The sequence below is a fragment of the Cedecea sp. NFIX57 genome (genome assembly GCF_900177785.1).
GTDB lineage: Bacteria > Pseudomonadota > Gammaproteobacteria > Enterobacterales > Enterobacteriaceae > Cedecea > Cedecea neteri_C.
In genome coordinates this window covers 108,209-132,242 of the sequence record NZ_FXAS01000008.1, presented here as the reverse complement: position 1 = coordinate 132,242, position 24,034 = coordinate 108,209, and the positions used below count along the sequence as shown (strand labels likewise).

General features: G+C 54.3%; 22 protein-coding genes. 15 read left to right on the top strand and 7 right to left on the bottom strand.

All coding sequences use genetic code 11. The annotated features are described in order from the left end of the window. Positions 1-6: 6 nt before the first annotated feature. The 6 genes from mreC (at position 7) to tldD (ending at position 9,094) form a co-directional block, all read left to right on the top strand. Complete coding sequence (mreC, locus tag B9Y90_RS08890; RefSeq protein ID WP_008454901.1) at positions 7-993, top strand: rod shape-determining protein MreC; 987 nt, start codon at positions 7-9, stop codon at positions 991-993. Continuing rightward, positions 993-1,481 (top strand): rod shape-determining protein MreD, encoded by a 489-nt coding sequence (mreD, locus tag B9Y90_RS08885; protein WP_039288215.1) that lies wholly within the window; start codon positions 993-995, stop codon positions 1,479-1,481. Before mreC ends, mreD begins: the two co-directional genes overlap by 1 nt. Positions 1,482-1,490: 9 nt before the next feature. Then, positions 1,491-2,084, top strand: a complete 594-nt coding sequence (locus tag B9Y90_RS08880; protein WP_085540995.1) for a Maf family protein — start codon at positions 1,491-1,493, stop codon at positions 2,082-2,084. Further along, a complete protein-coding gene (gene rng, locus B9Y90_RS08875) occupies positions 2,074-3,543 on the top strand; it encodes a ribonuclease G (RefSeq protein ID WP_039288211.1) in 1,470 nt (489 codons plus the stop codon). Before B9Y90_RS08880 ends, rng begins: the two co-directional genes overlap by 11 nt. Positions 3,544-3,749: 206 nt before the next feature. Then, positions 3,750-7,562: an AsmA2 domain-containing protein YhdP gene (yhdP, locus tag B9Y90_RS08870; RefSeq protein WP_085540994.1), complete on the top strand. Its 3,813-nt coding sequence runs from the start codon at positions 3,750-3,752 to the stop codon at positions 7,560-7,562. 86 nt (positions 7,563-7,648) lie between these two features. Beyond that, positions 7,649-9,094: a metalloprotease TldD gene (tldD, locus tag B9Y90_RS08865; RefSeq protein ID WP_039288207.1), complete on the top strand. Its 1,446-nt coding sequence runs from the start codon at positions 7,649-7,651 to the stop codon at positions 9,092-9,094. Positions 9,095-9,114: 20 nt separating this feature from the next. Here the strand turns inward: tldD and aaeR are convergent, their stop codons facing one another. Further along, positions 9,115-10,062 (bottom strand): HTH-type transcriptional activator AaeR, encoded by a 948-nt coding sequence (aaeR, locus tag B9Y90_RS08860; RefSeq protein ID WP_039288206.1) that lies wholly within the window; start codon positions 10,060-10,062, stop codon positions 9,115-9,117. A 177-nt stretch (positions 10,063-10,239) separates the two neighbouring features. Here aaeR and aaeX point away from each other — a divergent pair, with 177 nt between their 5' ends. The 5 genes from aaeX (at position 10,240) to B9Y90_RS08835 (ending at position 15,216) form a co-directional block, all read left to right on the top strand. Next, positions 10,240-10,443 (top strand): p-hydroxybenzoic acid efflux pump operon protein AaeX, encoded by a 204-nt coding sequence (gene aaeX / locus B9Y90_RS08855; protein ID WP_008454892.1) that lies wholly within the window; start codon positions 10,240-10,242, stop codon positions 10,441-10,443. Positions 10,444-10,450: 7 nt separating this feature from the next. Beyond that, on the top strand, positions 10,451-11,383 hold the full coding sequence (aaeA, locus tag B9Y90_RS08850; protein WP_039288204.1) for a p-hydroxybenzoic acid efflux pump subunit AaeA: 933 nt from the start codon (positions 10,451-10,453) through the stop codon (positions 11,381-11,383). Positions 11,384-11,393: 10 nt separating this feature from the next. After that, the gene (gene aaeB, locus B9Y90_RS08845) at positions 11,394-13,355 is read left to right on the top strand and encodes a p-hydroxybenzoic acid efflux pump subunit AaeB (protein WP_085540993.1); all 1,962 of its coding nucleotides are present in this window, start codon (positions 11,394-11,396) and stop codon (positions 13,353-13,355) included. 98 nt (positions 13,356-13,453) lie between these two features. Continuing rightward, a complete protein-coding gene (locus tag B9Y90_RS08840; RefSeq protein WP_085540992.1) occupies positions 13,454-14,908 on the top strand; it encodes an NAD-dependent succinate-semialdehyde dehydrogenase in 1,455 nt (484 codons plus the stop codon). A 35-nt stretch (positions 14,909-14,943) separates the two neighbouring features. Further along, positions 14,944-15,216 carry a barstar family protein gene (locus B9Y90_RS08835; RefSeq protein ID WP_039288194.1) on the top strand — a complete coding sequence of 91 codons (273 nt, stop codon included), beginning with the start codon at positions 14,944-14,946 and terminating at the stop codon, positions 15,214-15,216. 71 nt (positions 15,217-15,287) lie between these two features. Here the strand turns inward: B9Y90_RS08835 and yhcN (B9Y90_RS08830) are convergent, their stop codons facing one another. The 3 genes from yhcN (B9Y90_RS08830) to argR all read right to left on the bottom strand — a co-directional run bounded on the left by yhcN (B9Y90_RS08830) (position 15,288) and on the right by argR (position 16,783). Beyond that, positions 15,288-15,554 carry a peroxide/acid stress response protein YhcN gene (gene yhcN, locus B9Y90_RS08830; protein ID WP_039288192.1) on the bottom strand — a complete coding sequence of 89 codons (267 nt, stop codon included), beginning with the start codon at positions 15,552-15,554 and terminating at the stop codon, positions 15,288-15,290. Positions 15,555-15,678: 124 nt separating this feature from the next. Then, on the bottom strand, positions 15,679-15,942 hold the full coding sequence (yhcN, locus tag B9Y90_RS08825) for a peroxide/acid stress response protein YhcN (protein WP_039288190.1): 264 nt from the start codon (positions 15,940-15,942) through the stop codon (positions 15,679-15,681). Between the two features lie 370 nt (positions 15,943-16,312). Next, the gene (argR, locus tag B9Y90_RS08820) at positions 16,313-16,783 is read right to left on the bottom strand and encodes a transcriptional regulator ArgR (RefSeq protein ID WP_008454885.1); all 471 of its coding nucleotides are present in this window, start codon (positions 16,781-16,783) and stop codon (positions 16,313-16,315) included. A 488-nt stretch (positions 16,784-17,271) separates the two neighbouring features. On the opposite strand from argR, the gene mdh reads away from it, so the two are divergent. Next, positions 17,272-18,207 carry a malate dehydrogenase gene (gene mdh, locus B9Y90_RS08815; protein ID WP_008454883.1) on the top strand — a complete coding sequence of 312 codons (936 nt, stop codon included), beginning with the start codon at positions 17,272-17,274 and terminating at the stop codon, positions 18,205-18,207. A gap of 57 nt (positions 18,208-18,264) precedes the next feature. On the opposite strand, the gene degS is transcribed toward mdh, so the two are convergent. The 3 genes from degS to zapG all read right to left on the bottom strand — a co-directional run bounded on the left by degS (position 18,265) and on the right by zapG (position 21,364). Further along, positions 18,265-19,332: an outer membrane-stress sensor serine endopeptidase DegS gene (gene degS / locus B9Y90_RS08810; RefSeq protein ID WP_039288188.1), complete on the bottom strand. Its 1,068-nt coding sequence runs from the start codon at positions 19,330-19,332 to the stop codon at positions 18,265-18,267. A gap of 88 nt (positions 19,333-19,420) precedes the next feature. Beyond that, positions 19,421-20,791: a serine endoprotease DegQ gene (gene degQ / locus B9Y90_RS08805; protein WP_039288186.1), complete on the bottom strand. Its 1,371-nt coding sequence runs from the start codon at positions 20,789-20,791 to the stop codon at positions 19,421-19,423. Positions 20,792-20,965: 174 nt separating this feature from the next. Further along, positions 20,966-21,364 carry a Z-ring associated protein ZapG gene (zapG, locus tag B9Y90_RS08800; protein ID WP_008454880.1) on the bottom strand — a complete coding sequence of 133 codons (399 nt, stop codon included), beginning with the start codon at positions 21,362-21,364 and terminating at the stop codon, positions 20,966-20,968. A gap of 176 nt (positions 21,365-21,540) precedes the next feature. On the opposite strand from zapG, the gene zapE reads away from it, so the two are divergent. From zapE to rpsI, 3 genes are all read left to right on the top strand, one after another. Further along, the gene (gene zapE, locus B9Y90_RS08795) at positions 21,541-22,665 is read left to right on the top strand and encodes a cell division protein ZapE (protein ID WP_085540991.1); all 1,125 of its coding nucleotides are present in this window, start codon (positions 21,541-21,543) and stop codon (positions 22,663-22,665) included. Between the two features lie 227 nt (positions 22,666-22,892). After that, complete coding sequence (rplM, locus tag B9Y90_RS08790) at positions 22,893-23,321, top strand: 50S ribosomal protein L13 (RefSeq protein ID WP_008454874.1); 429 nt, start codon at positions 22,893-22,895, stop codon at positions 23,319-23,321. A gap of 15 nt (positions 23,322-23,336) precedes the next feature. Continuing rightward, the gene (gene rpsI / locus B9Y90_RS08785) at positions 23,337-23,729 is read left to right on the top strand and encodes a 30S ribosomal protein S9 (RefSeq protein ID WP_000829818.1); all 393 of its coding nucleotides are present in this window, start codon (positions 23,337-23,339) and stop codon (positions 23,727-23,729) included. The last annotated feature ends 305 nt before the right edge of the window (positions 23,730-24,034 follow it).

Below are 24,034 nucleotides of genomic sequence, written 5' to 3'. Positions count from 1 at the left end.
TAGCCTATGAAGCCAATTTTTAGCCGTGGCCCGTCGCTACAGATTCGCCTTATCCTGGCGGTGCTGGTGGCGCTTGGTGTCATTATCGCCGACAGCCGCCTCGGTATGTTCAGCCAGATTCGAACATACATGGATACAGCCGTCAGTCCTTTCTATTTTGTCTCTAATGGTCCCCGTGAATTACTCGACAGCGTGTCTCAAACGCTGGCCTCGCGCGACCAGCTTGAACTTGAAAATCGGGTTCTGCGTCAGGAGTTAATCCTGAAAAACAGTGAATTGCTGATGCTGGGTCAATACCGGCAGGAAAACGCGCGTCTGCGCGAGCTGCTCGGTTCCCCGCTGCGTCAGGATGAGCAAAAAATGGTGACCCAGGTCATCTCCACCGTTAACGATCCGTACAGCGATCAGGTGGTGATCGACAAGGGCAGCGTGAACGGCGTGTACGAAGGCCAGCCGGTCATCAGTGATAAAGGCGTTGTCGGCCAGGTTGTCGCAGTCGCGAAACTGACCAGCCGGGTGCTGCTGATTTGCGATGCCACCCACGCGCTGCCGATTCAGGTATTGCGTAACGATATCCGCGTGATCGCAGCCGGCAACGGCTGCACGGACGATCTACAGCTGGAGCATCTTCCGGCCAATACCGACATTCGAGTCGGCGATGTGCTGGTAACTTCTGGTCTTGGCGGCCGCTTCCCTGAAGGCTACCCGGTTGGCGTTGTGTCATCCGTTAAGCTGGATACTCAGCGCGCCTATACCGTGATTCAGGCTCGTCCTACCGCCGGTCTGCAGCGCTTGCGCTACCTGTTGTTGCTTTGGGGTGCGGATAAAAACGGTTCGTCACCAATGCCGCCTGAGGAAGTCCACCGCGTGGCCAATGAACGCCTGATGCAGATGATGCCTCAGGTTCTGCCGCCGCCAGGTTCAATGGGCCCTCCTGCGCCGGTCCCTGCGCCAGCAACCGGTATCACACAGCCTGCTACGGGAGCACAGTAGTGGGAAGTTATCGTAGCCAGGGCCGTTGGGTTATCTGGCTTTCATTTTTGATTGCCCTGCTGCTGCAGGTGATGCCCTGGCCGGATGACCTCAAGTTTTACCGGCCAGATTGGGTATTGTTGATTCTGCTTTACTGGATTTTAGCCCTGCCGCACCGCGTGAATGTCGGGACGGGTTTAATCGTAGGCGCCATACTTGATTTGATTAGCGGCTCCACGCTTGGCGTACGCGCTCTATCATTAAGTATTGTGGCTTACCTCGTGGCGCTGAAATACCAGCTTTTCCGTAACCTCGCCCTTTGGCAGCAGGCGCTGGTTGTCATGCTGCTCTCGCTGGTCACAGACATCATTGTTTTCTGGTCAGAATTTTTAGTGATCAACGTCTCTTTCAGACCGGAAGTGTTCTGGAGTAGTGTAGTTAACGGTATCCTGTGGCCCTGGATTTTCCTGTTAATGCGCAAAGTTCGCCAGCAATTCGCTGTGCAGTAAAAGGTAAACATGACTACGTTGTATCTGGCATCCGGTTCGCCTCGCCGTCAGGAACTTCTGACCCTGCTGGGCGTTTCTTTTGAACGTCTCGTGCCTGGCATTGAAGAACAGCGGCAGCCGCACGAAAGCGCGGAGCAGTATGTTCGCCGTCTGGCGCGCGAAAAAGCGCAGGCCGGGGTGGCGATGGCGGCCGAAGATTTGCCTGTACTGGGTGCGGATACAATCGTTATCTTTAACGGCGAAGTGTTGGAAAAACCACGGGATACTGAGCATGCCGCACAGATGCTGCGTTTGCTCTCCGGCAATCAGCATCAGGTGATGACTGCCGTTGCTGTCGCCGACGCCAGTCAGGTGCTGGAAGCGTTGGTGATGACCGACGTGACGTTCCGCCGCTTATCCGAACAGGATATTGCCGATTATATTGCCAGCGGTGAACCTATGGACAAAGCCGGAGCTTACGGCATTCAGGGGCTTGGTGGCTGTTTCGTTAAAAGGATTAATGGCAGTTATCATGCAGTGGTGGGATTACCGCTGGTGGAAACTGGTGAGTTGCTGAGCAATTTTCACGCGCTGCGTGACGGACGAGGAAAAGATGACGGCTGAACTATTAGTCAACGTTACCCCATCAGAGACGCGGGTGGCCTATATTGACGGTGGCATACTGCAAGAAATTCATATTGAGCGCGAAGCGCGCCGCGGAATAGTAGGGAATATCTACAAAGGTCGCGTTAGCCGGGTGTTGCCTGGAATGCAGGCGGCGTTTGTAGATATTGGCCTGGACAAGGCGGCATTCCTTCATGCTTCTGACATTATGCCGCACACCGAGTGCGTTGCCGGTGAGGAGCAAAAGAACTTTAGCGTGCGCGACATCGCCGAGCTGGTCCGCCAGGGGCAGGATTTAATGGTGCAGGTGGTCAAAGATCCGCTGGGCACCAAAGGCGCGCGCCTGACCACCGACATCACGCTTCCTTCCCGTTACCTCGTATTCATGCCTGGTGCTTCGCACGTTGGTGTTTCTCAACGTATTGAAAGTGAAGCCGAGCGTGACCGCCTGAAGCGCATCGTGAATGAGTATTGCGATGAACATGGGGGCTTTATTATTCGTACCGCCGCGGAAGGCGTGTGTGAAGAAGATTTAGCCTCTGATGCGGCTTACCTGAAGCGCGTATGGACCAAGGTCAGCGAGCGTAAAAAACGTAATCAAACCCGTTACCAGATGTACGGTGAACTGGCGCTGGCCCAGCGCGTATTGCGTGATTTTGCCGACGCGGCGCTGGACAGAATTCGTGTTGATTCCCGCCTGACTTACGAAATGCTGCTGGAGTTTACCGCCGAGTACATGCCGGAGATGACCAGCAAAATTGAGCATTACAGCGGCCGACAGCCGATTTTCGATCTCTACGACGTTGAGAATGAAATTCAGCGCGCGCTGGAGCGTAAGGTGGAGCTGAAGTCCGGTGGCTATCTGGTTATCGACCAGACCGAAGCGATGACCACGGTAGATATTAATACCGGCGCATTCGTGGGTCACCGCAACCTCGATGACACAATTTTTAATACAAATATCGAAGCGACTCAGGCTATCGCGCGCCAGCTTCGGTTACGTAATCTGGGCGGCATTATCATCATCGACTTTATCGATATGAGTAATGAAGATCACCGCCGCCGCGTGCTGCATTCTCTCGAGCAGGCGCTGAGTAAAGATCGCGTGAAAACAAGCATTAACGGCTTCTCCCAGCTCGGCCTGGTCGAGATGACCCGTAAGCGCACGCGTGAAAGCGTAGAGCATGTGCTGTGCAACGAATGCCCGACCTGCCACGGCCGCGGCACTGTAAAGACGGTAGAAACGGTCTGCTACGAAATTATGCGTGAAATCGTTCGTGTGCATCATGCCTACGATTCCGACCGTTTCCTGGTCTATGCTTCTCCTGCGGTGGGCGAAGCGTTGAAAAGCGAAGAGTCTCACGCGCTGGCTGAAGTAGAAATCTTTGTGGGTAAGCAGGTCAAGGTTCAGATTGAACCGCTCTACAATCAGGAGCAGTTCGACGTCGTGATGATGTAAATGCGCGGATGCGCATTGCAGACGGCTGACAAACCTCTGGTGATAGAAGAAATACCAGACGATTAGTCAAAAAAAACAGGAAAATCAATTCATTGATTTTCGGCTGATAACCACAAAGAGGGAAAAACCACGCTTTTTCCCTCTTTGTCAGCAACCTCAAATGCGCGGATGCGCATTTTGCCCGTAAGGCTGACAAGGAGAGAAAGGTGAGGCGACTGCCCGGCATTCTGCTGCTCACAGGCGTAACGTTGGTTGTTATCGTCGCGCTACTGGTGAGTGGCCTGCGGCTCGTTTTGCCGCACCTGGATGCCTGGCGGCCTGCGCTGCTGGATAAGATTGAAGCCGCCACCGGCGTGCCGGTGGAAGTCAGTAATTTACAGGCAAGATGGGAGAATTTTGGCCCCACGCTTGATGTTCGCGACGTTAAGGCCGGCCTCAAAGACGGCGGCACGCTGAGTATCAAACGCGTTACGCTGGCGCTGGATGTCTGGCAAAGCCTGCTTCACGCCCGCTGGCAGTTTCGCGATTTGACCTTCTATCAGTTGCAAATGCGTACCAACACGCCGCTCAGCCAGAATGGCGGCGATAGTACGCTGGAAGCGGATAAAATCAGCGATCTCTTCCTCCGCCAGTTCGATCACTTCGATCTTCGCGACAGTTCCCTTAGCTTCCTGACGCTCTCCGGCCAGCGGGCCGAACTTTCTATTCCTCAGCTTACCTGGCTTAACGGTAAAAACCGCCACCGTGCGGAAGGCCAGGTCAGCCTGTCCAGCTTTAACGGCCAGCACGGCGTGGCCAACGTCCGTATGGATCTGCGGGATGAAAACGGCATTCTGAATAACGGCAAGGTCTGGCTGCAGGCAGATGACGTTGACGTGAAGCCCTGGCTGGGACGCTGGATGGAAGACAATGTCGACCTGAAAAGCGCCCGTTTTAGCCTTGAAGCCTGGATGGACGTGAAGGAAGGCGATATCAGCGGCGGCAGCATCTGGCTAAAAAAAGGCGGGGCAAGCTGGCCGGGTACCGATAGCGTGACGCACTCGCTTTCGGTCGATAATCTGATGGCGCAGGTCAGCCGGGAGAAATCCAACTGGCAACTCTCTATCCCTTCCACCAATATCACGCTGGATAACCAAACCTGGCCGAAAGGCTCGCTCTCCGTGGCCTGGATAGCGCCGCAGGACGTTAGTGGAAAACAAAGTCAGCGCAGCGATGAACTGCGCGTGCGCGCCAGCAATATAGAACTGGATCGGTTTAATGGCCTGTTGCCTATTGCTGCCAAAATATCGCCTCAACTGGGGGATATCTGGACGTCTCTGCAGCCTCAGGGCCACATTGACGTGCTGGCGCTGGACATTCCGCTCCAGCAAACCGACCTGACTCGTATGCAGGCCCGGTGGAAAGACGTGAGCTGGAAACAGTGGAAACTGTTGCCGGGTGCGGAACATTTCTCCGGATCGGTGACCGGCAGCGTCGCAAACGGGCAGCTTAATGCCGAAATGACCGACGCAAAAATGCCCTATGAAACCGTCTTCCGTGCGCCGCTTGAGATTGAGAAAGGCGTAGCGACGCTTGCCTGGCAGAAAAACGCAGACGGTTTCCAGTTAGACGGCAAGAACATTGATGTTAAGGCCCGTTCCGTTTGGGCGCGGGGTGATTTCCGTTACTTCCAGCCTGCCAGCGGCGATCCGTGGCTGGGCATTTTGGCAGGCATTAGCACCGATAACGGCGCTGACGCCTGGCGCTACTTCCCGGAAAACCTGATGGGCAAAGAGCTGACGGATTATCTCAGCTCGGCGATTCAGGGTGGCCAGGCCGATAATGCCACGCTGGTGTACGGTGGCAACCCGCATCTTTTCCCCTACGAGCACAACGAAGGTCAGTTTGAAGTTTACGTCCCGCTTCGTAACGCTAAATTTGCTTTCCAGCCGGACTGGCCTGCGCTGGAAAATCTCGATATCACGCTCGATTTCATCAATAACGGGCTGTGGATGAACAGCAAGTCGGTCAAGCTGGGCGGTGTGACGGCCAGTAATCTGACGGCGAACATTCCCGATTATGCCAAAGAAAAGCTGCTGATAGATGCCGACATCAATGGCCCGGGCAATGCGGTAGGGCCTTATTTCAAAGATACGCCGCTGGATGATTCCCTGGCCGCCGCGCTGGATGAACTCCAGATTGGCGGCGATGTGAATGCCCGCTTACATCTGGATATTCCGCTGACCGGCGAAATGACGACGGCCAAAGGCGATGTGCGGCTGAACAACAACACGCTGCTGATCAAACCGCTGAACAGCACGCTGCATAACCTGAGCGGCAAATTCAGTTTTACCAACGGTGATTTGCAAAGTGAAGCGATGAGCGCGAACTGGTTTAATCAGCCGGTGAGCCTGAACTTCAACACCAAAACTGGCGATAAAGACTATCAGATTGGCGTCAACCTGAGCGGCGACTGGCAGCCCAATAAAACCGGTGTGCTGCCGAAGCAGGTCAACGATGCGGTCAGCGGGAACATCGCGTGGAAAGGCGACGTGGGTATCACACTGCCTTATCACGGCAGCGCCAGCTACAAGGTCGATCTGGCAGGCGATCTGAAGAATGTGAGCAGTCACTTACCTGCGCCGGTGGACAAAAAATCCGGGGCAGCGCTGCCGCTGAATATTGCCGTTAAGGGCGATTTAAAGAGCTTCGATCTCACCGGAAATGCGGGCGCGCTCAATCACTTCTCCAGCCGCTGGCTGCTGAATAAGAAACTTACCCTCGACCGGGCTATTTGGGCGACTGACAGCAAAACCGTCCCACCTCTGCCAGAGCAACCGGGCGTGGAGCTCGATCTCCCTGCAATGGACGGCGCCCAGTGGCTGGCGCTCTTCAGCGAAGGTGCAGCGGACAGCGTGGGGGGATCTGCCGTCTTCCCGTCAGCAGTAACACTGCGGACACCGGCATTAACGCTGGCGGGCCAGCAATGGCATAACCTGAGCCTGGTTTCTCGCCCGGTGCTGAATGGCACGCAGGTTGAGGCCCAGGGGCGTGAAATTAATGCCTCGCTTAGCATGAAGAACAACGCGCCCTGGCAGGCCAACGTTAAGTATCTTTATTTCAACCCGAACTGGAGCGTTCTCCCGAGTGGTGCAAACGGAACGGAGACGCTGCAGGTCCCGGAAAACAGCGATACGCTTAGCTTCCGTGGCTGGCCAAATGTGCAGTTGCGCTGCGCGGAGTGCTGGCTGTGGGGGCAGAAATATGGCCGTATCGATGGGGATGTGACAATCAATGGCGACACGCTGCAGCTGGCCAATGGGCTGATTGATACCGGCTTTGCTCGCCTCACCGCTGACGGTGAATGGGTGAATAAGCCTGGTAGCGAACGTACCTCCCTTAAAGGCAAGCTGAAGGGCGAAAAGCTCGATGCGGCCGCGAACTTCTTTGGGGTGAAAACGCCGCTGCAGGGTTCTTCTTTCGACGTTGATTATGACCTGCACTGGCGAGCGGTGCCCTGGAAGCCGGATGAAGCTTCTCTGAATGGCATTCTGCATACCAGGCTGGGGAAAGGGCAAATTACCGACGTCAGCACTGGCCATGCGGGCCAGCTTCTGCGTCTGGTCAGCTTTGACGCGCTGCTCCGTAAACTCCGTTTCGATTTTAGCGATACCTTTGGCAGCGGCTTCTACTACGACTCAATTCGCAGCACCGCCTGGATAAAAGACGGCGTATTGCATACCGACGACACGCTGGTTGACGGGCTGGAGGCGGATATCGCGATGAAAGGCTCGGTGGACTTAGTCCGCCGCGAGCTAAATATGGAGGCGGTTGTTGCCCCTGAAATCTCCGCGACGGTGGGCGTGGCTACTGCTTTTGCGGTTAACCCGATAATCGGTGCCGCGGTGTTTGCCGCCAGTAAAGTGCTTGGCCCACTGTGGAGTAAAATCTCGGTGCTGCGCTACAGCATTACCGGCCCGGTAGATAAACCAAAAATTGATGAAGTGCTGCGGCAGCCACGCACCAGCGAAGCTCACTGATTTGACGTTAGCGGTTAATTGCCGCAAGCTCCATAAATAAACCATTCCTCGCCAAACGGGCGATAAGCAATAAGAGTAGCGAAACGATGAGTCTTAACCTGGTAAGTGAGCAGTTGCTGTCTGCGAATGGCTTAACCCATCAAGATCTGTTTTCCATCCTCGGGCAGCTGTCCGAGCGCCGTCTTGACTACGGCGATCTCTATTTCCAGTCCAGCTATCATGAATCCTGGGTGCTGGAAGACCGCATTATTAAAGACGGTTCATGGAATATCGATCAGGGCGTTGGCGTTCGTGCGGTTAGCGGTGAGAAAACCGGGTTTGCCTATGCCGATCAAATTACTTTGCAGGCGCTGGAGCAAAGCGCTCATGCGGCTCGCAGCATCGTTCGTGAGCAGGGCGACGGGCGCGCACGTACGCTGGGTAACGTTCCGCACAGCGCGCTTTATACCAGCGCCGATCCGCTGACAAGTATGACGCGTGAAGAGAAGCTGGACATCCTGAGACGTGTGGACAGTGTTGCCCGCGCCGCGGATGCCCGCGTGCAGGAAGTTAGCGCCAGCCTGACCGGCGTGTATGAATTGATCCTGGTTGCGGCCACGGACGGGACGCTGGCGGCGGATGTTCGTCCTCTGGTGCGCCTGTCGGTTAGCGTTCAGGTTGAAGAGGACGGCAAACGCGAGCGCGGTGCAAGCGGCGGCGGCGGTCGTTTTGGCTACGAGTATTTCCTGGAAAGCGTGAACGGCGAAGTGCGGGCGGATGCCTGGGCGAAAGAAGCCGTGCGCATGGCGATGGTGAATTTGTCCGCCGTTGCGGCCCCTGCAGGCATGCTGCCTGTAGTATTAGGTGCAGGCTGGCCAGGCGTGCTGCTGCACGAAGCTGTCGGTCACGGTCTGGAAGGCGACTTTAACCGTCGCGGTACTTCGGTCTTTAGCGGCCAGATGGGCCAACTGGTGGCCTCCGAACTCTGTACCGTGGTGGATGATGGCACGATGGCTAACCGCCGTGGTTCCGTCTCTATTGATGACGAAGGCGTGCCGGGTCAGTACAACGTGCTGATCGAAAACGGCATTCTTAAAGGTTATATGCAGGACAAGCTGAATGCTCGTCTGATGGGCGTGGCGCCTACCGGCAACGGTCGTCGCGAATCCTACGCGCATCTGCCGATGCCGCGTATGACCAACACCTACATGCTGGCGGGTAAATCTACCCCGCAGGAAATTATCGAGTCCGTGGATTACGGTATTTTCGCGCCAAACTTCGGCGGCGGTCAGGTAGACATTACCTCCGGCAAGTTTGTGTTCTCCACCTCAGAAGCTTACCTGATTGAAAAAGGGAAGGTGACCAAGGCGGTTAAAGGCGCCACGCTGATTGGATCTGGCATCGAAACCATGCAGCAAATTTCGATGGTCGGGAACGATCTGGCGCTGGATAACGGCGTTGGCGTCTGCGGTAAAGAAGGCCAAAGCCTGCCGGTTGGCGTCGGCCAGCCAACCCTGAAGGTCGATAACCTGACCGTGGGCGGTACTGCCTGAGTGACGATGATGAGGCCGGACTAGTTCCGGCCCGTTTGTTTTGCCTTCCCGTTCCTGCCCTGCACGCCCTGATAAAGCTCCGCTACCTTCACAAAATAGTTCGTCAGATAGTTAATGCAGACCTGCACCTTCAGCGGCAGTTTGTCTTTTTCGGTGTATAGCGCGTACACCGGACGGGGATCTGACTGATAGCGTGGGAACAGGATCTCCAGTTGCCCGCTATTGATCTCGTCGATCACCCACATCAGCGGCGCATAGCCAATACCTGCCCCGGCTTTCAGCCAGCGGCTGAGCGTCATCGGATCGTTGGTCACAAAACGCCCTTGCGGCAGCAGGCGGGTCGAAATCCCTTCGGGCGCAATCAGCTCAAATTCGTTATCCGGCCTGATGCTGTATTCCAGCCACGAATGGTTAGCCAAATCAGCCGGTTTTTCCGGCGAGCCGTGAATTTGCAGATAGCTTTTGGCGGCACAAACCACCATTGGCATTGACCCCAGCCTGCGGGAAAACAGACTCGAATCCTGCAAAGCGCCGACGCGAATGACCAAATCAAGCCCATCGGCAATCAGGTCCGGTGCCGGTATGCCGGTGACCAGGTTGACGGTCAGGCCGGGATGTTCACGCAGCATTTCGGCGGTCATGTCGGCGAGAACATTCTGTGCCATAGTTGAAGAGCTGCCGATGCGCAGCGTGCCGATAGGCGTGTTGTTAAAGGCGTAAAGCTGTTCGTGAACTTCCTGTGCTTCGTGCAGCATTTTGCGGCAGCCTTGATAATAAATTTTGCCGGCTTCGGTCAGGCCAATGCTGCGGGTGCTGCGGTTGAGCAGCTTAACCTGAAGCTCATCTTCCAGTTTGGACACGATCTGGCTGATGGAAGATACGCTCATTTGTAGCTGCCTTGCGGCAGCGGTGTAGGAGCCAAGTTCAACGACTTTGGCAAACACCGACATACGTTTCAGTCGTTCCATTGTTCACTCTGAGTGAAAAGTGATTTAGATCACACATTATAGATAACAGGGTAACAGTTACGTTAATATATTATTATTAACATAACTCATACCGCACGCTCGCCCGCCATTTCTGGCCTCTCCGTCGCGGTTTACCGTCGAGTTATGTATCGCCTGCATTATCTTATCAAGGTCAAAATGAGTCTATTTCCGGTTATCGTAATATTCGGTCTTTCGTTTCCGCCGATATTCTTCGAATTAATTCTGTCGCTCGCCGCGTTCTGGCTGGCGCGTCGGCTGCTGACCCCAACCGGCATCTATGATTTTGTCTGGCACCCTGCATTATTCAATACAGCGCTCTATTGCTGCCTTTTTTATCTGATTTCGCGTTTGTTCGTTTGAGGTTGATGTGAAAATACTAACAAGAAACATAACCCGTACCGCTATCACGCTTTTGCTGGTGCTGCTGGCCTTCATCGCTATCTTTCGTGCGTGGGTGTTTTACACCGAATCCCCGTGGACACGAGACGCGCGTTTCACCGCCGACGTTGTTGCCATTGCGCCGGACGTGTCGGGGCTTATCACCAGCGTGAACGTTCAGGACAACCAACTGGTGAAGAAAGACCAGGTCCTGTTCACCATCGACCAGCCGCGCTACCAGAAAGCGCTCGAGCAGGCCGAAGCAGACGTGGCTTATTACCAGGCGCTGTCCTCTGAAAAGCGTCGTGAAGCCGGGCGGCGTAACTCCCTTGGCATTCAGGCCATGTCGCGCGAAGAGATTGATCAGTCCAACAACTCGCTGCAAACCGTACTTCATCAGTTAGATAAAGCCCAGGCGACGCGCGATCTGGCCAAACTCGACCTGCAGCGCACGGTCATTCGTGCCCCAGCGGACGGCTGGGTAACCAACCTTAACGTGCATACCGGGGAATTTATTAACCGCGGCGCGACCTCTGTAGCGTTGGTAAAACAGAATTCGTTCTACATTCTGGCCTACATGGAAGAGACTAAACTCGAGGGCATTCGCCCAGGCTATCGCGTACAGATCACGCCGCTCGGCAGCAACCGCGTGCTGCGCGGCAGCGTCGACAGCATCTCTGCCGGGGTGACAAACGCCAGCAGCACCAGCGATTCAAAAGGTATGGCAACGGTCGACTCCAACCTTGAGTGGGTGCGTCTTGCTCAGCGCGTGCCGGTCAGAATCCACCTTGATGAACAGATGGGCAATTTGTATCCCGCCGGGACTACCGCGACCGTTGTGGTCACCGGTGAAAAAGACCGTAAAGCGGAAAATGACTCGGCGTTTATCAAGCTGATGCATCGTCTGCGCGAGTTCGGTTAAGCAGGCCGCTATGTATAACATTTCCAGACTACATGTCCGCTTTGCGATAAAGCTCGCTTTCGCCATTGTGCTGGCGGTGTTTGTCGGTTTTCACTTTGAGTTGGAAACGCCGCGCTGGGCGGTGCTGACCGCCGCGATTGTTGCCGCCGGGCCTGCCTTTGCCGCTGGTGGGGAGCCTTATTCCGGGGCCATACGCTATCGCGGAATGCTGCGTATTATCGGGACGTTTATCGGCTGTGCGGCCGTGCTGGTAATCATTATCACGCTGATCCGTGCCCCGGTTGTCATGCTGCTGGTGTGCTGTATCTGGGCCGGATTCTGTACCTGGATCTCGTCGCTTGTTCGCGTCGAAAACTCCTACGCCTGGGGCCTTGCGGGCTACACCGCGCTGATTATCGTGGTCACTATTCAGGTGGCTCCGCTGACTACGCCGCAGTTTGCCGTTGAACGCTGTAGCGAAATCGTTATCGGGATTGTGTGTGCCATCGTCGCCGACCTGCTGTTTTCTCCGCGTTCCATCAAGCAGGAGATTGACCGGGAACTGGATAACCTGCTGGTGGACCAATACCGCCTGATGCAGCTTTGCATCGCCCACGGTGATAAAGAAGAGGTGGATAAAGCCTGGAGCGGGCTGGTACGTAAAGTCACCGCGCTGAACGGCATGCGCGCCAACCTGAATATGGAATCCGCCCGCTGGGCGAAAGCCAACCGCCGACTGAAAGCGATCAACACGCTTTCACTGACGCTGATCACTCAGGCCTGCGAAACCTTCCTGATTCAAAACACCCGGCCTGAATACGTCACGCCAGAGTTCCGCCAGCTTTTTGCCGCCGAAGTAGAAACCGCAGACGACGTTTATAAACGGATGAAAGTGCTGCGCAGGGCGATTTCCGTGATGGGTGAAAAGGCCACGCCGGTCACTATCGGCTCCTGGGTTTCCGCCTCGACCCGCTATCTGTTGTTGAAGCGCGGGTTTATCAGTAATAGCCGCGTGAGCGCGGTTGAAGAAGAGGTATTGAACGGCGAAGCGGTGGTTAAGGTGGAATCCGCCGAGGGCCACCACGCGATGATTAACTTCTGGCGCACGACGATTTCCTGCGTGCTTGGAAGCCTGTTCTGGCTGTGGACCGGCTGGACATCTGGCAGCGGCGCGATGGTGATGATTGCGGTGGTCACGGCGCTGGCGATGCGCCTGCCTAACCCGCGCATGGTTTCGCTCGACTTCCTTTATGGCATGCTGGTGGCGCTGCCTCTAGGCGCGTTCTACTTCCTTGTGGTGCTGCCGTCCACGCAGCAGAGCATGCTGCTGCTGTGTATCAGTCTTGCCCTGCTGGGCTTCTTTATGGGCATTGAGGTGCAAAAGCGGCGGCTGGGCTCTATGGGCGCGCTGGCCGGGACGATAAACATCATCGTGCTGGATAACCCGATGACTTTCCATTTCAGCAGTTTCCTCGACAGCGCGCTGGGGCAGATCGTCGGCTGTTTCCTGGCCATGATGGTGATCCTGCTGATCCGTGATAATTCGAAAGAGCGCACGGGCCGCACGCTGCTGAACCAGTTTGTATCGGCTGCGGTATCGGCGCTAACGACCAATAACGCTCGGCGTAAAGAGAACCACCTTCCGGCGCTGTACCAGCAGCTGTTTTTACTGCTCAACATGTTCCCAGGCGACATAGATCGTTATCGCCTTGCGCTGACGCTTATCATCGCGCATCAGCGCCTGCGTGATGCGCCTATCCCGGTGAATGACGATCTCTCCGCCTTCCACCGGCAATTGCGCAAAACGGCGGATAAGGTGATTTCTGCCAGCAGCGATGATAAGCGAGAGCGCTATTACGAAAGGCTTTTAGGCGAGCTTGAAATCTACCAGGAGAAGCTTCGCCTGTGGGAAGCGCCGCGGCAGGTCACCGAGCCGGTGAAGCGGCTGGCGGACATTTTACACCGCTACCGGCACACGCTGATTAACGCCTGAGCCCAACCTTAGCTTGAAGAGCCGACGCCTGCGTCGGCTTTTTTCTATCTATACTTAACTGCGGTTACTGGGATGAACACTTAGGAACAGGAGCAATTATGACGAATCAGACACTCCAGCAAAGTGAGCTCTTTAAAACCGGTTATCTGGTCGCAGGTAAGTGGCATCCGCTTGAAGACACTTTTGATGTGCTGAATCCTGCGACGGGAGAAAGAGTGGCTAAAGTGGCAAGAGCGGGTAAACGAGAAACCGAAGCCGCGATTGAGGCCGCCAGCAAAGCTTTCCCCGCCTGGCGGGCGAAAACCGCTAAACAGCGATCTGAAATTCTCTACCGTTGGTTTGAACTGATGCTGGCTAACAAAAGCTGGCTCGCCCGTTTAATGACCCTTGAGCAGGGGAAGCCGCTCAAAGAGGCTGAGGGTGAAGTGGATTACGCCGCGAGTTTCATTCAGTGGTTCGCTGAACAGGCCAAACGCGCCAACGGCGAGATCATTCCTCCGGTTAAGCCCGGCTCTCGCATTCTGGCCACGCGTGAACCCGTCGGCGTAGTCGCGGCAATCACGCCGTGGAATTTCCCCATGGCGATGCTGACCCGCAAACTCGGGCCCGCACTGGCCGCTGGCTGTACCGGGGTGATAAAGCCCGCGAATAACACGCCGCTTTCCGCTTTCGCTTTGCTGGAGCTGGCGAGGCAGGCTGGCGTGCCGGACGGCGTATTGAACGCCGTGGCCGGGAAAACGCAGGAAATCAGCGATGCCATTATGGCCAGCCATCAGGTGCGCAAAATATCCTTCACGGGTTCGACGGCGGTGGGTAAAACGCTGATGCGTAACGCTGCAGAAACAATGAAGAAAGTGTCGATGGAGCTGGGGGGCAATGCGCCTTATATCGTGTTTGATGACGCGGATATCGACGCGGCAGTAAGAGGTGCCATTGCTAACAAATTCCGCAATGCCGGCCAGGTCTGCGTCAGCGTTAACCGCTTTTTCATCCAGCAAAATGTGTACGACAGTTTTGTGAATAAGCTTGCTGCAGAGGTCGAAAAGCTGAAGGTAGGCAACGGCCTGGAAGAGGGCGTGATTGTCGGGCCTCTGATTGAGCAATCTGCGGTCGATAAAGTGCGCGAGCATGTTGATGATGCGCTGGCGAAAGGCGGGAAAGCGCTTGTCGGCGGCAAGCCCCATGTGTTGGGCGGCAATTTTTGGCAACCCACCGTTATCATCAACGCTAACGATGATATGAAACTGGCCAGGGAAGAGACGTTTGGCCCTCTTGCGGCCTGCTTCCGCTTTGAAACGGAAGAAGAGGTCATCGAAAGAGCCAACAATACGCCATTTGGGCTGGCAGCCTATTTCTATACCCAGAATTTACAGCGCGTTTTCCGCGTCTCCCAGGCTCTGGAAAGCGGCATGGTTGGAATTAACGAATGTGCTGTTTCCACGGAACTCGGGCCTTTCGGCGGTGTGAAAGAGTCGGGGTTAGGGCGTGAAGGCTCCGTGCTGGGGCTGGATGAGTTCCTGGAAGTGAAAACGCTACATATCGGCGGGCTTTAGCTCAGCGCTTGCTTAAAAGAGTCAGGACGGCAGCGATGAAAAAATTTACTTTTGATTTTAACCACATCGACGACAACCTGGCTTTCTATCGCCAGTTTGCGGAGCAACTCGCGCTACGCAAGGAGCAGGTTCACGATCTGGATAGCCTGTGGGACGTGGTCACGGCGTCCATGCTACCGCTGCCCGTGGAGATCGAGTTTGCGCATCTGCCGGAAAGCAAGCGGCGCAGGTTCGGGGCGCTCATTTTGCTCTTTGACGAGGCAGAAGAAGAACTGGAAGGCCAGCTCCGTTTTAACATTCACGGCTAGCGTATGATTAGCGGCCATAAAAAAGCCCCCGGCGAGCGGGGGCAAAGTCGTAGGACAAGTACGACGAGGGTTTATTTGTACAGCTCTGCGGTCGCGTGCCAGTTATCGCCGCTACGGGCTTCGGTAATACGATAAGCAGAGGCACCTTGTTCTGTGGCTTTCTGGGACAATTCCTGACGCATATCCATTGGCGCACTGCCTACCTGGCTTACAGAAATGGAACCCATGGATTGCAGGCCTTGAGCTTGTTCGCTGTTGATCTGGTGTGCGGCTGCGTTAGCGCCTAAAGAGATAACGGACAGCAGGCTCAGTGCGGCGATAGTTAATTTGGTTTTCATAGTCTTTACTCCTGAAGGTTTAACGTGGCGGCTGGAAGGGCTTAATCGCGATTTTTCTACTTGGGGCCGCCGAGGCTTAACGTTTCTACTCAACTCTATTCAACTGGCTTATGGCTAAGAACGCTTATTTGTACAGTTCTGCCGTTGCGTGCCAGTGTCCACCAGTGCGGGCTTCGATCACGCGGTAAGCGGAAGCGCCGTTTTGCTCAGCTTTCTGGTTCAGCATTTCGTGCATATCCATCGGAGAACTGCCGATGTCATCGACGGAAACGGTACCCAGTGACTGGCGATTCTGCGCTTGCTGAGCGTTGATAGAGTCAGCGGCGAAAACGCCGAATGACAGAGCGGAGAGCAGGCTGGCGGTAACTAAAGTGGCTTTCATGTTCATGGTTTTTTTCCTCGTCGTATTCTTTTGGTTGGGTCATCGTTCTGTGACCCTCATCACGAAATTAAGTATACACTAGTTACGGAAAAAATTAATACCCTGCTAATTGTTGCCTATGCAACTTCAAATTAACGAAATGATTTTTTATTCCTGATAGTTATTAAAAAGACGTTTTTATCACGCCATTTTTGTTAAATATAAGTAAAATCATAGATATGGGTGAATTTAACCATTTGTGCGGTAATGCGCAGAATAATGCCCTGAGGAATAGTGTTGAAGCAATTCCATACGCTGGATTGAGGTTTATTTACGGAAGATTACCGAATGAGAGGCCCGCCGCGTCATGACGGCGGGCTGAGAAGAGGGGGAGTGATTACAGCTCTTGTTCGAACAGCACCAGAATGGCTTCGTACAGCTCTTTCACCGTGAAGTTGTTGGCCGGTGTGGTGAAAATAGTGTCGTCCCCGGCAATGGTGCCCAGAATGCCTTCCGCTTTTCCCAGTGAATCCAGCAGGCGAGCAATGAGCTGTGCAGCCCCAGGGCTGGTATGGATCACTACGACGGCGTCGTTATAGTCGATATCCAGAACCAGGTTTTTTAGCGGGCTGGAGGTCGTCGGGACGCCCAGCTCGGCAGGCAGGCAGTAGACCATTTCCATCTTTGCATTGCGTGTTCTCACCGCGCCGAATTTGGTCAGCATGCGGGAGACTTTGGATTGGTTGATGTTTTCGAAGCCGTCGTTTTGTAACGCCTGAACTATCTCGCCCTGTGAGCTGAATTTCTCTTCTTTAAGTAATGCTTTGAAAGCCTTTACTAATTCTTCTTGTTTTGAGGAGTTACGCATAAATAACCTATCCTGGGTAAAAGAGATAACATTATTATGCATTTAAATGAATTTTTATGCAAATTGTTCATCTTCCTTCAGGTGCCAGATTTTACGGCGGCCTGAATAGAGTGGGAGAATCATCCGGCGGAGAGCAGCCTGAAATAATGTTATGAAAGCGGGCGATTTTATCAAATTTCGTTATCGGCGAACATGCCTGTGTCACGACTCGCAAATAAGCTTCAAAGTAAATTAAATGTTATCAAAATGATGTTGTTTTGGTGTGCGCGGAGGGGTAATGTAACCGCCGTTGATGTAACCACATCAGGTCGTGACCGGGCGCTATGGCGTCGTTCCTCCCGGCGAGTAAATGCAGCAGCAACGCGGTCGGTGATTGCTTTATATCGCAATCTGGCGGCGGGAAGATTGTAATTATCTCCTCTCTGGATTATGGTCGCCACCGCATGGAGTTACGGCACGATTTTGCTAACCATAATAAGGAGTTTAGGATGAAAGTTGCAGTCCTCGGCGCAGCTGGCGGTATCGGCCAGGCGCTTGCCCTTCTACTTAAGACCCAACTGCCTTCAGGCTCAGAACTCTCTCTGTATGACATTGCGCCAGTAACCCCAGGGGTTGCGGTGGATCTGAGTCATATCCCGACTGACGTGAAAATCAAAGGTTTCTCCGGCGAAGATGCTACTCCTGCGCTGGTGGGTGCTGATGTGGTGCTGATCTCCGCAGGTGTAGCACGTAAACCAGGTATGGATCGTTCCGACCTGTTCAACGTGAATGCTGGCATCGTGAAAAACCTGATCGAGCAAGTGGCGAAAACCGCCCCTAAAGCCTGCATCGGTATTATTACCAACCCGGTTAACACCACCGTGGCGATTGCCGCAGAAGTGCTGAAAAAAGCGGGTGTTTACGATAAGAACAAACTGTTCGGCGTGACCACGCTGGATATCATCCGTTCTAACACCTTTGTTGCTGAGCTGAAAGGCAAGCAGCCAACGGATATCGAAGTTCCGGTGATTGGCGGCCACTCTGGCGTGACCATTCTGCCTCTGCTGTCCCAGATCCCTGGCGTGAGCTTCACCGAGCAGGAAGTCGCTGACCTGACCAAACGTATCCAGAATGCGGGTACTGAAGTGGTTGAAGCGAAAGCCGGTGGCGGGTCTGCAACGCTGTCTATGGGCCAGGCTGCAGCTCGTTTTGGTCTGTCTCTGGTTCGCGCTCTGAAAGGCGAAAGCAACGTTGTGGAATGCGCCTACGTTGAAGGCGACGGCGAGCACGCACGTTTCTTCTCTCAGCCGCTGCTGCTGGGTAAAAACGGTATCGTTGAGCGTAAAGCTATCGGCACCCTCAGCGCGTTCGAGAAAAACGCGATGGAAGGCATGCTGGATACCCTGAAGAAAGATATCCAGTTGGGCGAAGAATTCGTTAAGTAATCGACGCCTGGATAAAAAAAACCGGAACTCAGGTTCCGGTTTTTTTATGTCTGCCGTTTAGCTTCCGGCGGGATATTCCTGCACGGTGACCTGCAGCGTGAGTTTCTTATCTTCACGCATGACTTCGACCGGAATCACCGAGCCCGGGCGAATTTCTGCCACCTGGTCCATGGTTTCCAGCGCCGAGATGGCTGGTTTGTGGTTCACCGAGATAATCACGTCGTTAACCTGAATACCTGCCTGAGCGGCCGGGCCGTCCGGGGATACAGCATTAACGATAATCCCTTGCAGCTGATCGATGCCGGTGGAGGGGCCATGTAGCGGAGTGATTTCTCTGCCGCCAATGCCGATGTAGCCACGAATAACCCGCCCATCGCGGATGAGCTTATCCATTATCTTGGTCGCCAACTGGGTCGGTATCGCAAAACCAATCCCTTCCGGCGTTTCGCCGTCATTACTCTTGTCAAACGACAGGGTGTTGATGCCCATCAGTTCCCCGAGTGAGTTCACCAGCGCCCCGCCGGAGTTGCCACGGTTAATCGAAGCGTCAGTTTGCAGGAACGACTGTCGGCCCGAAGGGCTCAGGCCGATGCGCCCGGTAGCGCTGATAATGCCCTGCGTGACCGTCTGCCCCAGGTTGTAAGGGTTACCGATGGCCATGACCACGTCGCCAATATGGGGCTGGCGCTTGCCGTTAATAGGAATGATCGGCAGGTTAGTGGCGTTGATTTTCAACACTGCGAGGTCGGTCAGGCTATCGGAGCCAATAAGCAGGGCTTCAAACACCCGCCCGTCCTGGAGCGCGACGATGATCTGCTCGGCATCGTTGATCACGTGCTTGTTGGTGATGATGTAGCCACGCCCGTCCATGATAACGCCGGAGCCGAGCGTCTTGATTTGAAGCTGGTTTTGGCCGTTATTGCCTACGCTGCGGTTGTACACATTCACTACCGCCGGGGCAGCGCGGCGCACCGCCGGATTAAAGCTCATCGGCGTTTCGTCTGTGCTGTCATATTGCGCAGGCGCAAGTGGGCCAACGGCTTTGCGCAACGACGGCATCGCGAGCAGCAGAAGCCCCGCAACAATTAGCCCAATGACAATCGAACGTAAGATCTTTAGAAACATGAGTTTGAGTTAATGAGTGAGAAATCGACCGCAGAATAGCATGAGTTGAACGGACATCGTACAGACGATGTCCGTTTCTCTGCTTCCGTTAACGCAACAGCAAATAGAGGCTCTGTTCACCGCGAACAACATGCAGCGCGATAACCGCAGGCTTGGTTTCCAGCACTTTGCGCATTTCGGCGATGGTATGAATTCGCTCGCGGTTAATGCCGACGATAATATCGTCTTTGTGCAGGCCGACCTGAGCCGCAGGCGTGCCTTTATCCACGTTATCCAGACGAATACCTTTTCCGCCGTCCTTCAGTTGCCCATCGCTTAGCGTGGCCCCCTGCAGCGCTGGCAGGATCATTTCCGCGCTGGCGGAAGAGGCGGTGCTCTTGTCCAGCGTCACGCTGACTTCCAGTGGTTTACCGTCGCGCAGCAAGCCCAGTTTCACCACGGTGCCTGGCTCGGTTGTGGCGATTTTCGCTCGTAGCTCGGCGAAACTGCTCAGCGGGTTACCGTTCAGGCTGGTGATGATATCCCCGGCTTTAACGCCCGCTTTTGCCGAGCCTGACTGAGGCAGGACCTCACTGACAAAGGCGCCGCGCTGGGTGGAAAGGTTAAACGCTTTGGCGATGTCGGCGTTCATCTCCATGCCTTTAATACCCAACAGCCCACGTTTGATTTCACCAAATTCCATCAGTTGTTTGGCGAGGGTTTGGGCCATATTGCTCGGGATAGCAAAACCAATCCCTACGCTGCCGCCGGCGGGAGCAAGAATCGCTGTGTTGATGCCAATCAGCTCACCGTTCAGGTTGAGCAGCGCGCCGCCGGAGTTGCCGCGGTTGATTGAAGCATCGGTCTGAATAAAGTTTTCCAGGCCTTCAAGGTTCAGGCCGCTGCGGCCCAGTGCGGAAACGATGCCGGAGGTCGCTGTTTGACCAAGGCCAAAGGGGTTACCCACCGCAACCGCAAAATCACCTACTTTAAGCTTGTCAGAGTCGGCCACTTTGATTTCGGTAAGCCCGGTCGCGTTTTGCAACTGAAGCAGTGCGATGTCGCTTTGATCGTCTCCGCCAATCAGTTTGGCATCAAATTCACGCCCGTCATTCAGCTGCACGCTGATTTTCTGTGCCTGATTAATCACATGATTGTTGGTCAGGACATAGCCTTTCGCGGCGTTGATGATGACGCCAGAGCCTAAACCTTCAAACTGCTGCGGCGCGTCGGAGGGGGCATCATCGCCGTAGAACTTTTTGAACTCTTCCGGCACTTTCTGGCTGGAAGCCGAGGCGGTGCCTTCAACCTGCACGCTGACGACCGCCGGCAAGACTTTTTCCAGCATCGGCGCAAGGCTTGGCAAAGCCGGCTGGCCTGGAACCTGGGAAGGCAGTGACGCGCTTGCCAGAGGGGATACGCCGAGCGTCAGACCGACGCTTAACGCTAATGCACTCAACAGCCGTGTTTGTTTCTTCATTGGATGCTGGCTCTCGTCACCTGGAAAAAGGAATGCCCACTCACGCAATGGATGTTATTGAAATATCAATCGACTCACAATGGCGTAATAAGAAAGCACAAGACAATTAAATGATAGCTGGGTCAGGAAAGGATGGGGCACCTGAACTGTGCCCCGGAAAAGCTAAAACAGGGATTAATCGCGTTTTGCACCGGCGCGAAGCAGGCCGGAAGCACCGTCTGAATAATCACGCGGCATCTGAACCGGCGCCTGATCGTTCCCGGCTTCAGATTCGGCAAGGCGGTTACGGAACGGATTGGCTTCCGCTGTCATCTCTGGCAGCAGGCTGCTGGAGCTTTTTGCCATATGCTGATACAGCTGGCGATAATCGTGCGCCATGTTGTCCAGCAGCTCGGCGCTGCGGGCAAAGTGGCTGACTAACTCTTCGCGGTACTCTTCAAGCTCCGCTTTGTTTTTTTCCAGCTCATACTGCAGAGCTTGCTGCTGGCGCAGCTTACGGTTGCCGAAACGCATGGCTACGGCGCCGATAATAAGGCCCACCACTAACCCAATAAGCGCATATTCCCAAGTCATGAACTTCTCCCGTTATCTTGTGATTCCGTAGGGTAATGTAGCCACTATAACCGTTAACCTAAGAGAAGTGGAATCCTGACGCTGCATCGCTTAGGGTAGAACGGCCTTTTTTTGGACAACCGGTTCGAAAATGGCAATGAACGGCTATCCGATTATAAAGGGAAGATAATAATACCATGCAAAATCTCTCTCCTGCATCGCGCTACCAGCAGGCCCTGGCAGAAGGCAGTTTTCAACCTGATGACGTACAGCGCGAGGCGATTATGCGCCTGGACGCGATCTGGCAAGCATTGTCCGTTGCACCAACGCCTGCGCCTGCCGGTGGGTTGCTGACTAAGTTCGGCAAGCTGTTCGGTAAAAAAGAGGTTCAGGCCGGGCAGGAGCCTGCCCGGGGTTTGTATATGTGGGGAGGCGTGGGGCGAGGTAAAACCTGGCTGATGGATATGTTTTTTCAGAGTTTGCCGGGAGAGCGCAAACTCAGGCTGCACTTTCACCGCTTTATGCTTCGGGTTCACGAAGAGCTGGCGCAGCAGCAGGGCCACACCGATCCTTTAGAAATCATTGCTGACGGCTTTAAGGCCGAAGCAGATGTGCTGTGCTTCGACGAATTTTTTGTCTCTGATATCACCGATGCCATGCTGCTGGGCACATTAATGAAAGCGCTTTTTGCGCGAGGCATTACGCTGGTGGCCACGTCGAACATCCCGCCCGATGATTTGTACCGCAATGGGCTGCAGCGCGCGCGATTCTTACCCGCCATCGAAGCAATCAAACGCTATTGCGACGTGATGAACGTGGATGCCGGGATTGATTATCGCCTGAGAACGCTGACTCAGGCGCACCTCTGGCTGTCACCGCTGAATGCAGACACCGCCGTACAAATGGAAAAGCTTTATGTCGCTCTGGCCGGGGCAAAGCGCGAAGGTGTGCCGGTGCTGGAAATCAACCACCGGCCAATGGTGACGATGGGGGCCGCAAACCAGACGCTGGCTATCGACTTCAGTACGCTATGTGTGGATGCCCGCAGCCAGCATGATTACATCGCGCTTTCGCGCCAGTTCCACACTGTCCTGCTGTTTAATGTAACGGTGATGACAACGCTGATGGAAAGTGAGGCACGCCGTTTTATCGCTATGGTGGACGAATTCTATGAGCGCCACGTCAAGCTGGTTGTGTCCGCTGAGGCCGAGCTATTCAATATTTATCAAGGGGAAAGGCTTAAGTTTGAGTTCCAGCGCTGTCTTTCCAGGCTGCAGGAAATGCAAAGTGAAGAGTATTTGCGCCGGCCTCATCTGCCGTGACGATGAATATGTGATATCAACGACAAATTGTGGTCGATCTTTGAGGTCGACTTCTCTATAATCTTGCGACCCCACGTTACAACCAAAGTTTTTTTCCCAAAACTTTTGTCGTGCCGGCATAGGCTATTCGAAGGGGTAGGTTTGCTGGACAATGTCGCGTGAACCTCGACTGATTTTAAACGTTTGGGTGTTCACCAACGTGTAACTATATATTGGGTAAGCTTTTAATGAAAACTTTTACAGCTAAACCAGAAACTGTACAGCGCGACTGGTATGTCGTTGATGCTGAAGGTAAGACCTTAGGTCGTCTGGCTACTGAACTGGCTCGCCGTCTGCGCGGTAAGCACAAAGCGGAATACACTCCGCACGTTGATACTGGTGATTACATCATCGTTCTGAACGCTGACAAAGTTGCTGTAACCGGCAACAAGCGTACTGACAAAGTGTACTACCACCACACCGGCCACATCGGTGGTATCAAACAAGCGACCTTTGAAGAGATGATTGCCCGCCGTCCTGAGCGTGTGATTGAAATCGCGGTTAAAGGCATGCTGCCAAAGGGCCCGCTGGGTCGTGCAATGTTCCGTAAACTGAAAGTTTACGCGGGCACCGAGCACAACCACGCGGCACAGCAACCGCAAGTTCTGGACATTTAATCGGGATTATAGGCAATGGCTGAAAATCAATACTACGGCACTGGTCGCCGCAAAAGTTCCGCAGCTCGCGTGTTTATCAAACCGGGCAACGGCAAAATCGTTATCAACCAACGTTCTCTGGAACAGTACTTCGGTCGTGAAACTGCCCGCATGGTAGTTCGTCAGCCGCTGGAACTGGTCGACATGGTTGAGAAACTGGATCTGTACATCACCGTTAAAGGTGGTGGTATCTCTGGTCAGGCTGGTGCGATCCGTCACGGTATCACCCGCGCTCTGATGGAGTACGATGAGTCCCTGCGTTCCGAGCTGCGTAAAGCTGGCTTCGTTACCCGTGATGCTCGTCAGGTTGAACGTAAGAAAGTCGGTCTGCGTAAAGCACGTCGTCGTCCTCAGTTCTCCAAACGTTAATTGTTCTCTGCCTTTCCAGGCAGCAAGACAGTTGGCAAAAAGCCCGGTCCTGGTACCGGGTTTTTTTATGCCTGTAATTTATATTATTGCGTCTAACATTTTGAAATGATTTGCCTTTCAGGCAAATTCAATATACGACCACCACAAAACCAGTAAAATCTGGTAAACTATCATCCAATTTTCTGCCCAAATGTCGGCATCCGGTTGTTTTCGCCCCTTAAAGGGCGTCAGCGATGTTCTGGCGAAGCATTGGGTAATAAACGGTCAGGTTAGTCGCCGCTTGCGGCTATTAGCAGTAATTTTCT

What these genes read in the sequence shown, in the direction of transcription:
- aaeB (WP_085540993.1), top strand. Translation starts at nt 11,394, where the DNA reads ATGTATAACATTTCCAGACTACATGTCCGCTTTGCGATAAAGCTCGCT.
- yhcN (WP_039288190.1), bottom strand. Translation starts at nt 15,942, where the DNA reads ATGAACATGAAAGCCACTTTAGTTACCGCCAGCCTGCTCTCCGCTCTG.
- mreC (WP_008454901.1), top strand. Translation starts at nt 7, where the DNA reads ATGAAGCCAATTTTTAGCCGTGGCCCGTCGCTACAGATTCGCCTTATC.
- yhcN (WP_039288192.1), bottom strand. Translation starts at nt 15,554, where the DNA reads ATGAAAACCAAATTAACTATCGCCGCACTGAGCCTGCTGTCCGTTATC.
- degQ (WP_039288186.1), bottom strand. Translation starts at nt 20,791, where the DNA reads ATGAAGAAACAAACACGGCTGTTGAGTGCATTAGCGTTAAGCGTCGGT.
- B9Y90_RS08835 (WP_039288194.1), top strand. Translation starts at nt 14,944, where the DNA reads ATGAAAAAATTTACTTTTGATTTTAACCACATCGACGACAACCTGGCT.
- B9Y90_RS08840 (WP_085540992.1), top strand. Translation starts at nt 13,454, where the DNA reads ATGACGAATCAGACACTCCAGCAAAGTGAGCTCTTTAAAACCGGTTAT.
- tldD (WP_039288207.1), top strand. Translation starts at nt 7,649, where the DNA reads ATGAGTCTTAACCTGGTAAGTGAGCAGTTGCTGTCTGCGAATGGCTTA.
- aaeX (WP_008454892.1), top strand. Translation starts at nt 10,240, where the DNA reads ATGAGTCTATTTCCGGTTATCGTAATATTCGGTCTTTCGTTTCCGCCG.
- zapG (WP_008454880.1), bottom strand. Translation starts at nt 21,364, where the DNA reads ATGACTTGGGAATATGCGCTTATTGGGTTAGTGGTGGGCCTTATTATC.
- zapE (WP_085540991.1), top strand. Translation starts at nt 21,541, where the DNA reads ATGCAAAATCTCTCTCCTGCATCGCGCTACCAGCAGGCCCTGGCAGAA.
- rplM (WP_008454874.1), top strand. Translation starts at nt 22,893, where the DNA reads ATGAAAACTTTTACAGCTAAACCAGAAACTGTACAGCGCGACTGGTAT.
- rng (WP_039288211.1), top strand. Translation starts at nt 2,074, where the DNA reads ATGACGGCTGAACTATTAGTCAACGTTACCCCATCAGAGACGCGGGTG.
- aaeR (WP_039288206.1), bottom strand. Translation starts at nt 10,062, where the DNA reads ATGGAACGACTGAAACGTATGTCGGTGTTTGCCAAAGTCGTTGAACTT.
- B9Y90_RS08880 (WP_085540995.1), top strand. Translation starts at nt 1,491, where the DNA reads ATGACTACGTTGTATCTGGCATCCGGTTCGCCTCGCCGTCAGGAACTT.
- degS (WP_039288188.1), bottom strand. Translation starts at nt 19,332, where the DNA reads ATGTTTCTAAAGATCTTACGTTCGATTGTCATTGGGCTAATTGTTGCG.
- mdh (WP_008454883.1), top strand. Translation starts at nt 17,272, where the DNA reads ATGAAAGTTGCAGTCCTCGGCGCAGCTGGCGGTATCGGCCAGGCGCTT.
- rpsI (WP_000829818.1), top strand. Translation starts at nt 23,337, where the DNA reads ATGGCTGAAAATCAATACTACGGCACTGGTCGCCGCAAAAGTTCCGCA.
- argR (WP_008454885.1), bottom strand. Translation starts at nt 16,783, where the DNA reads ATGCGTAACTCCTCAAAACAAGAAGAATTAGTAAAGGCTTTCAAAGCA.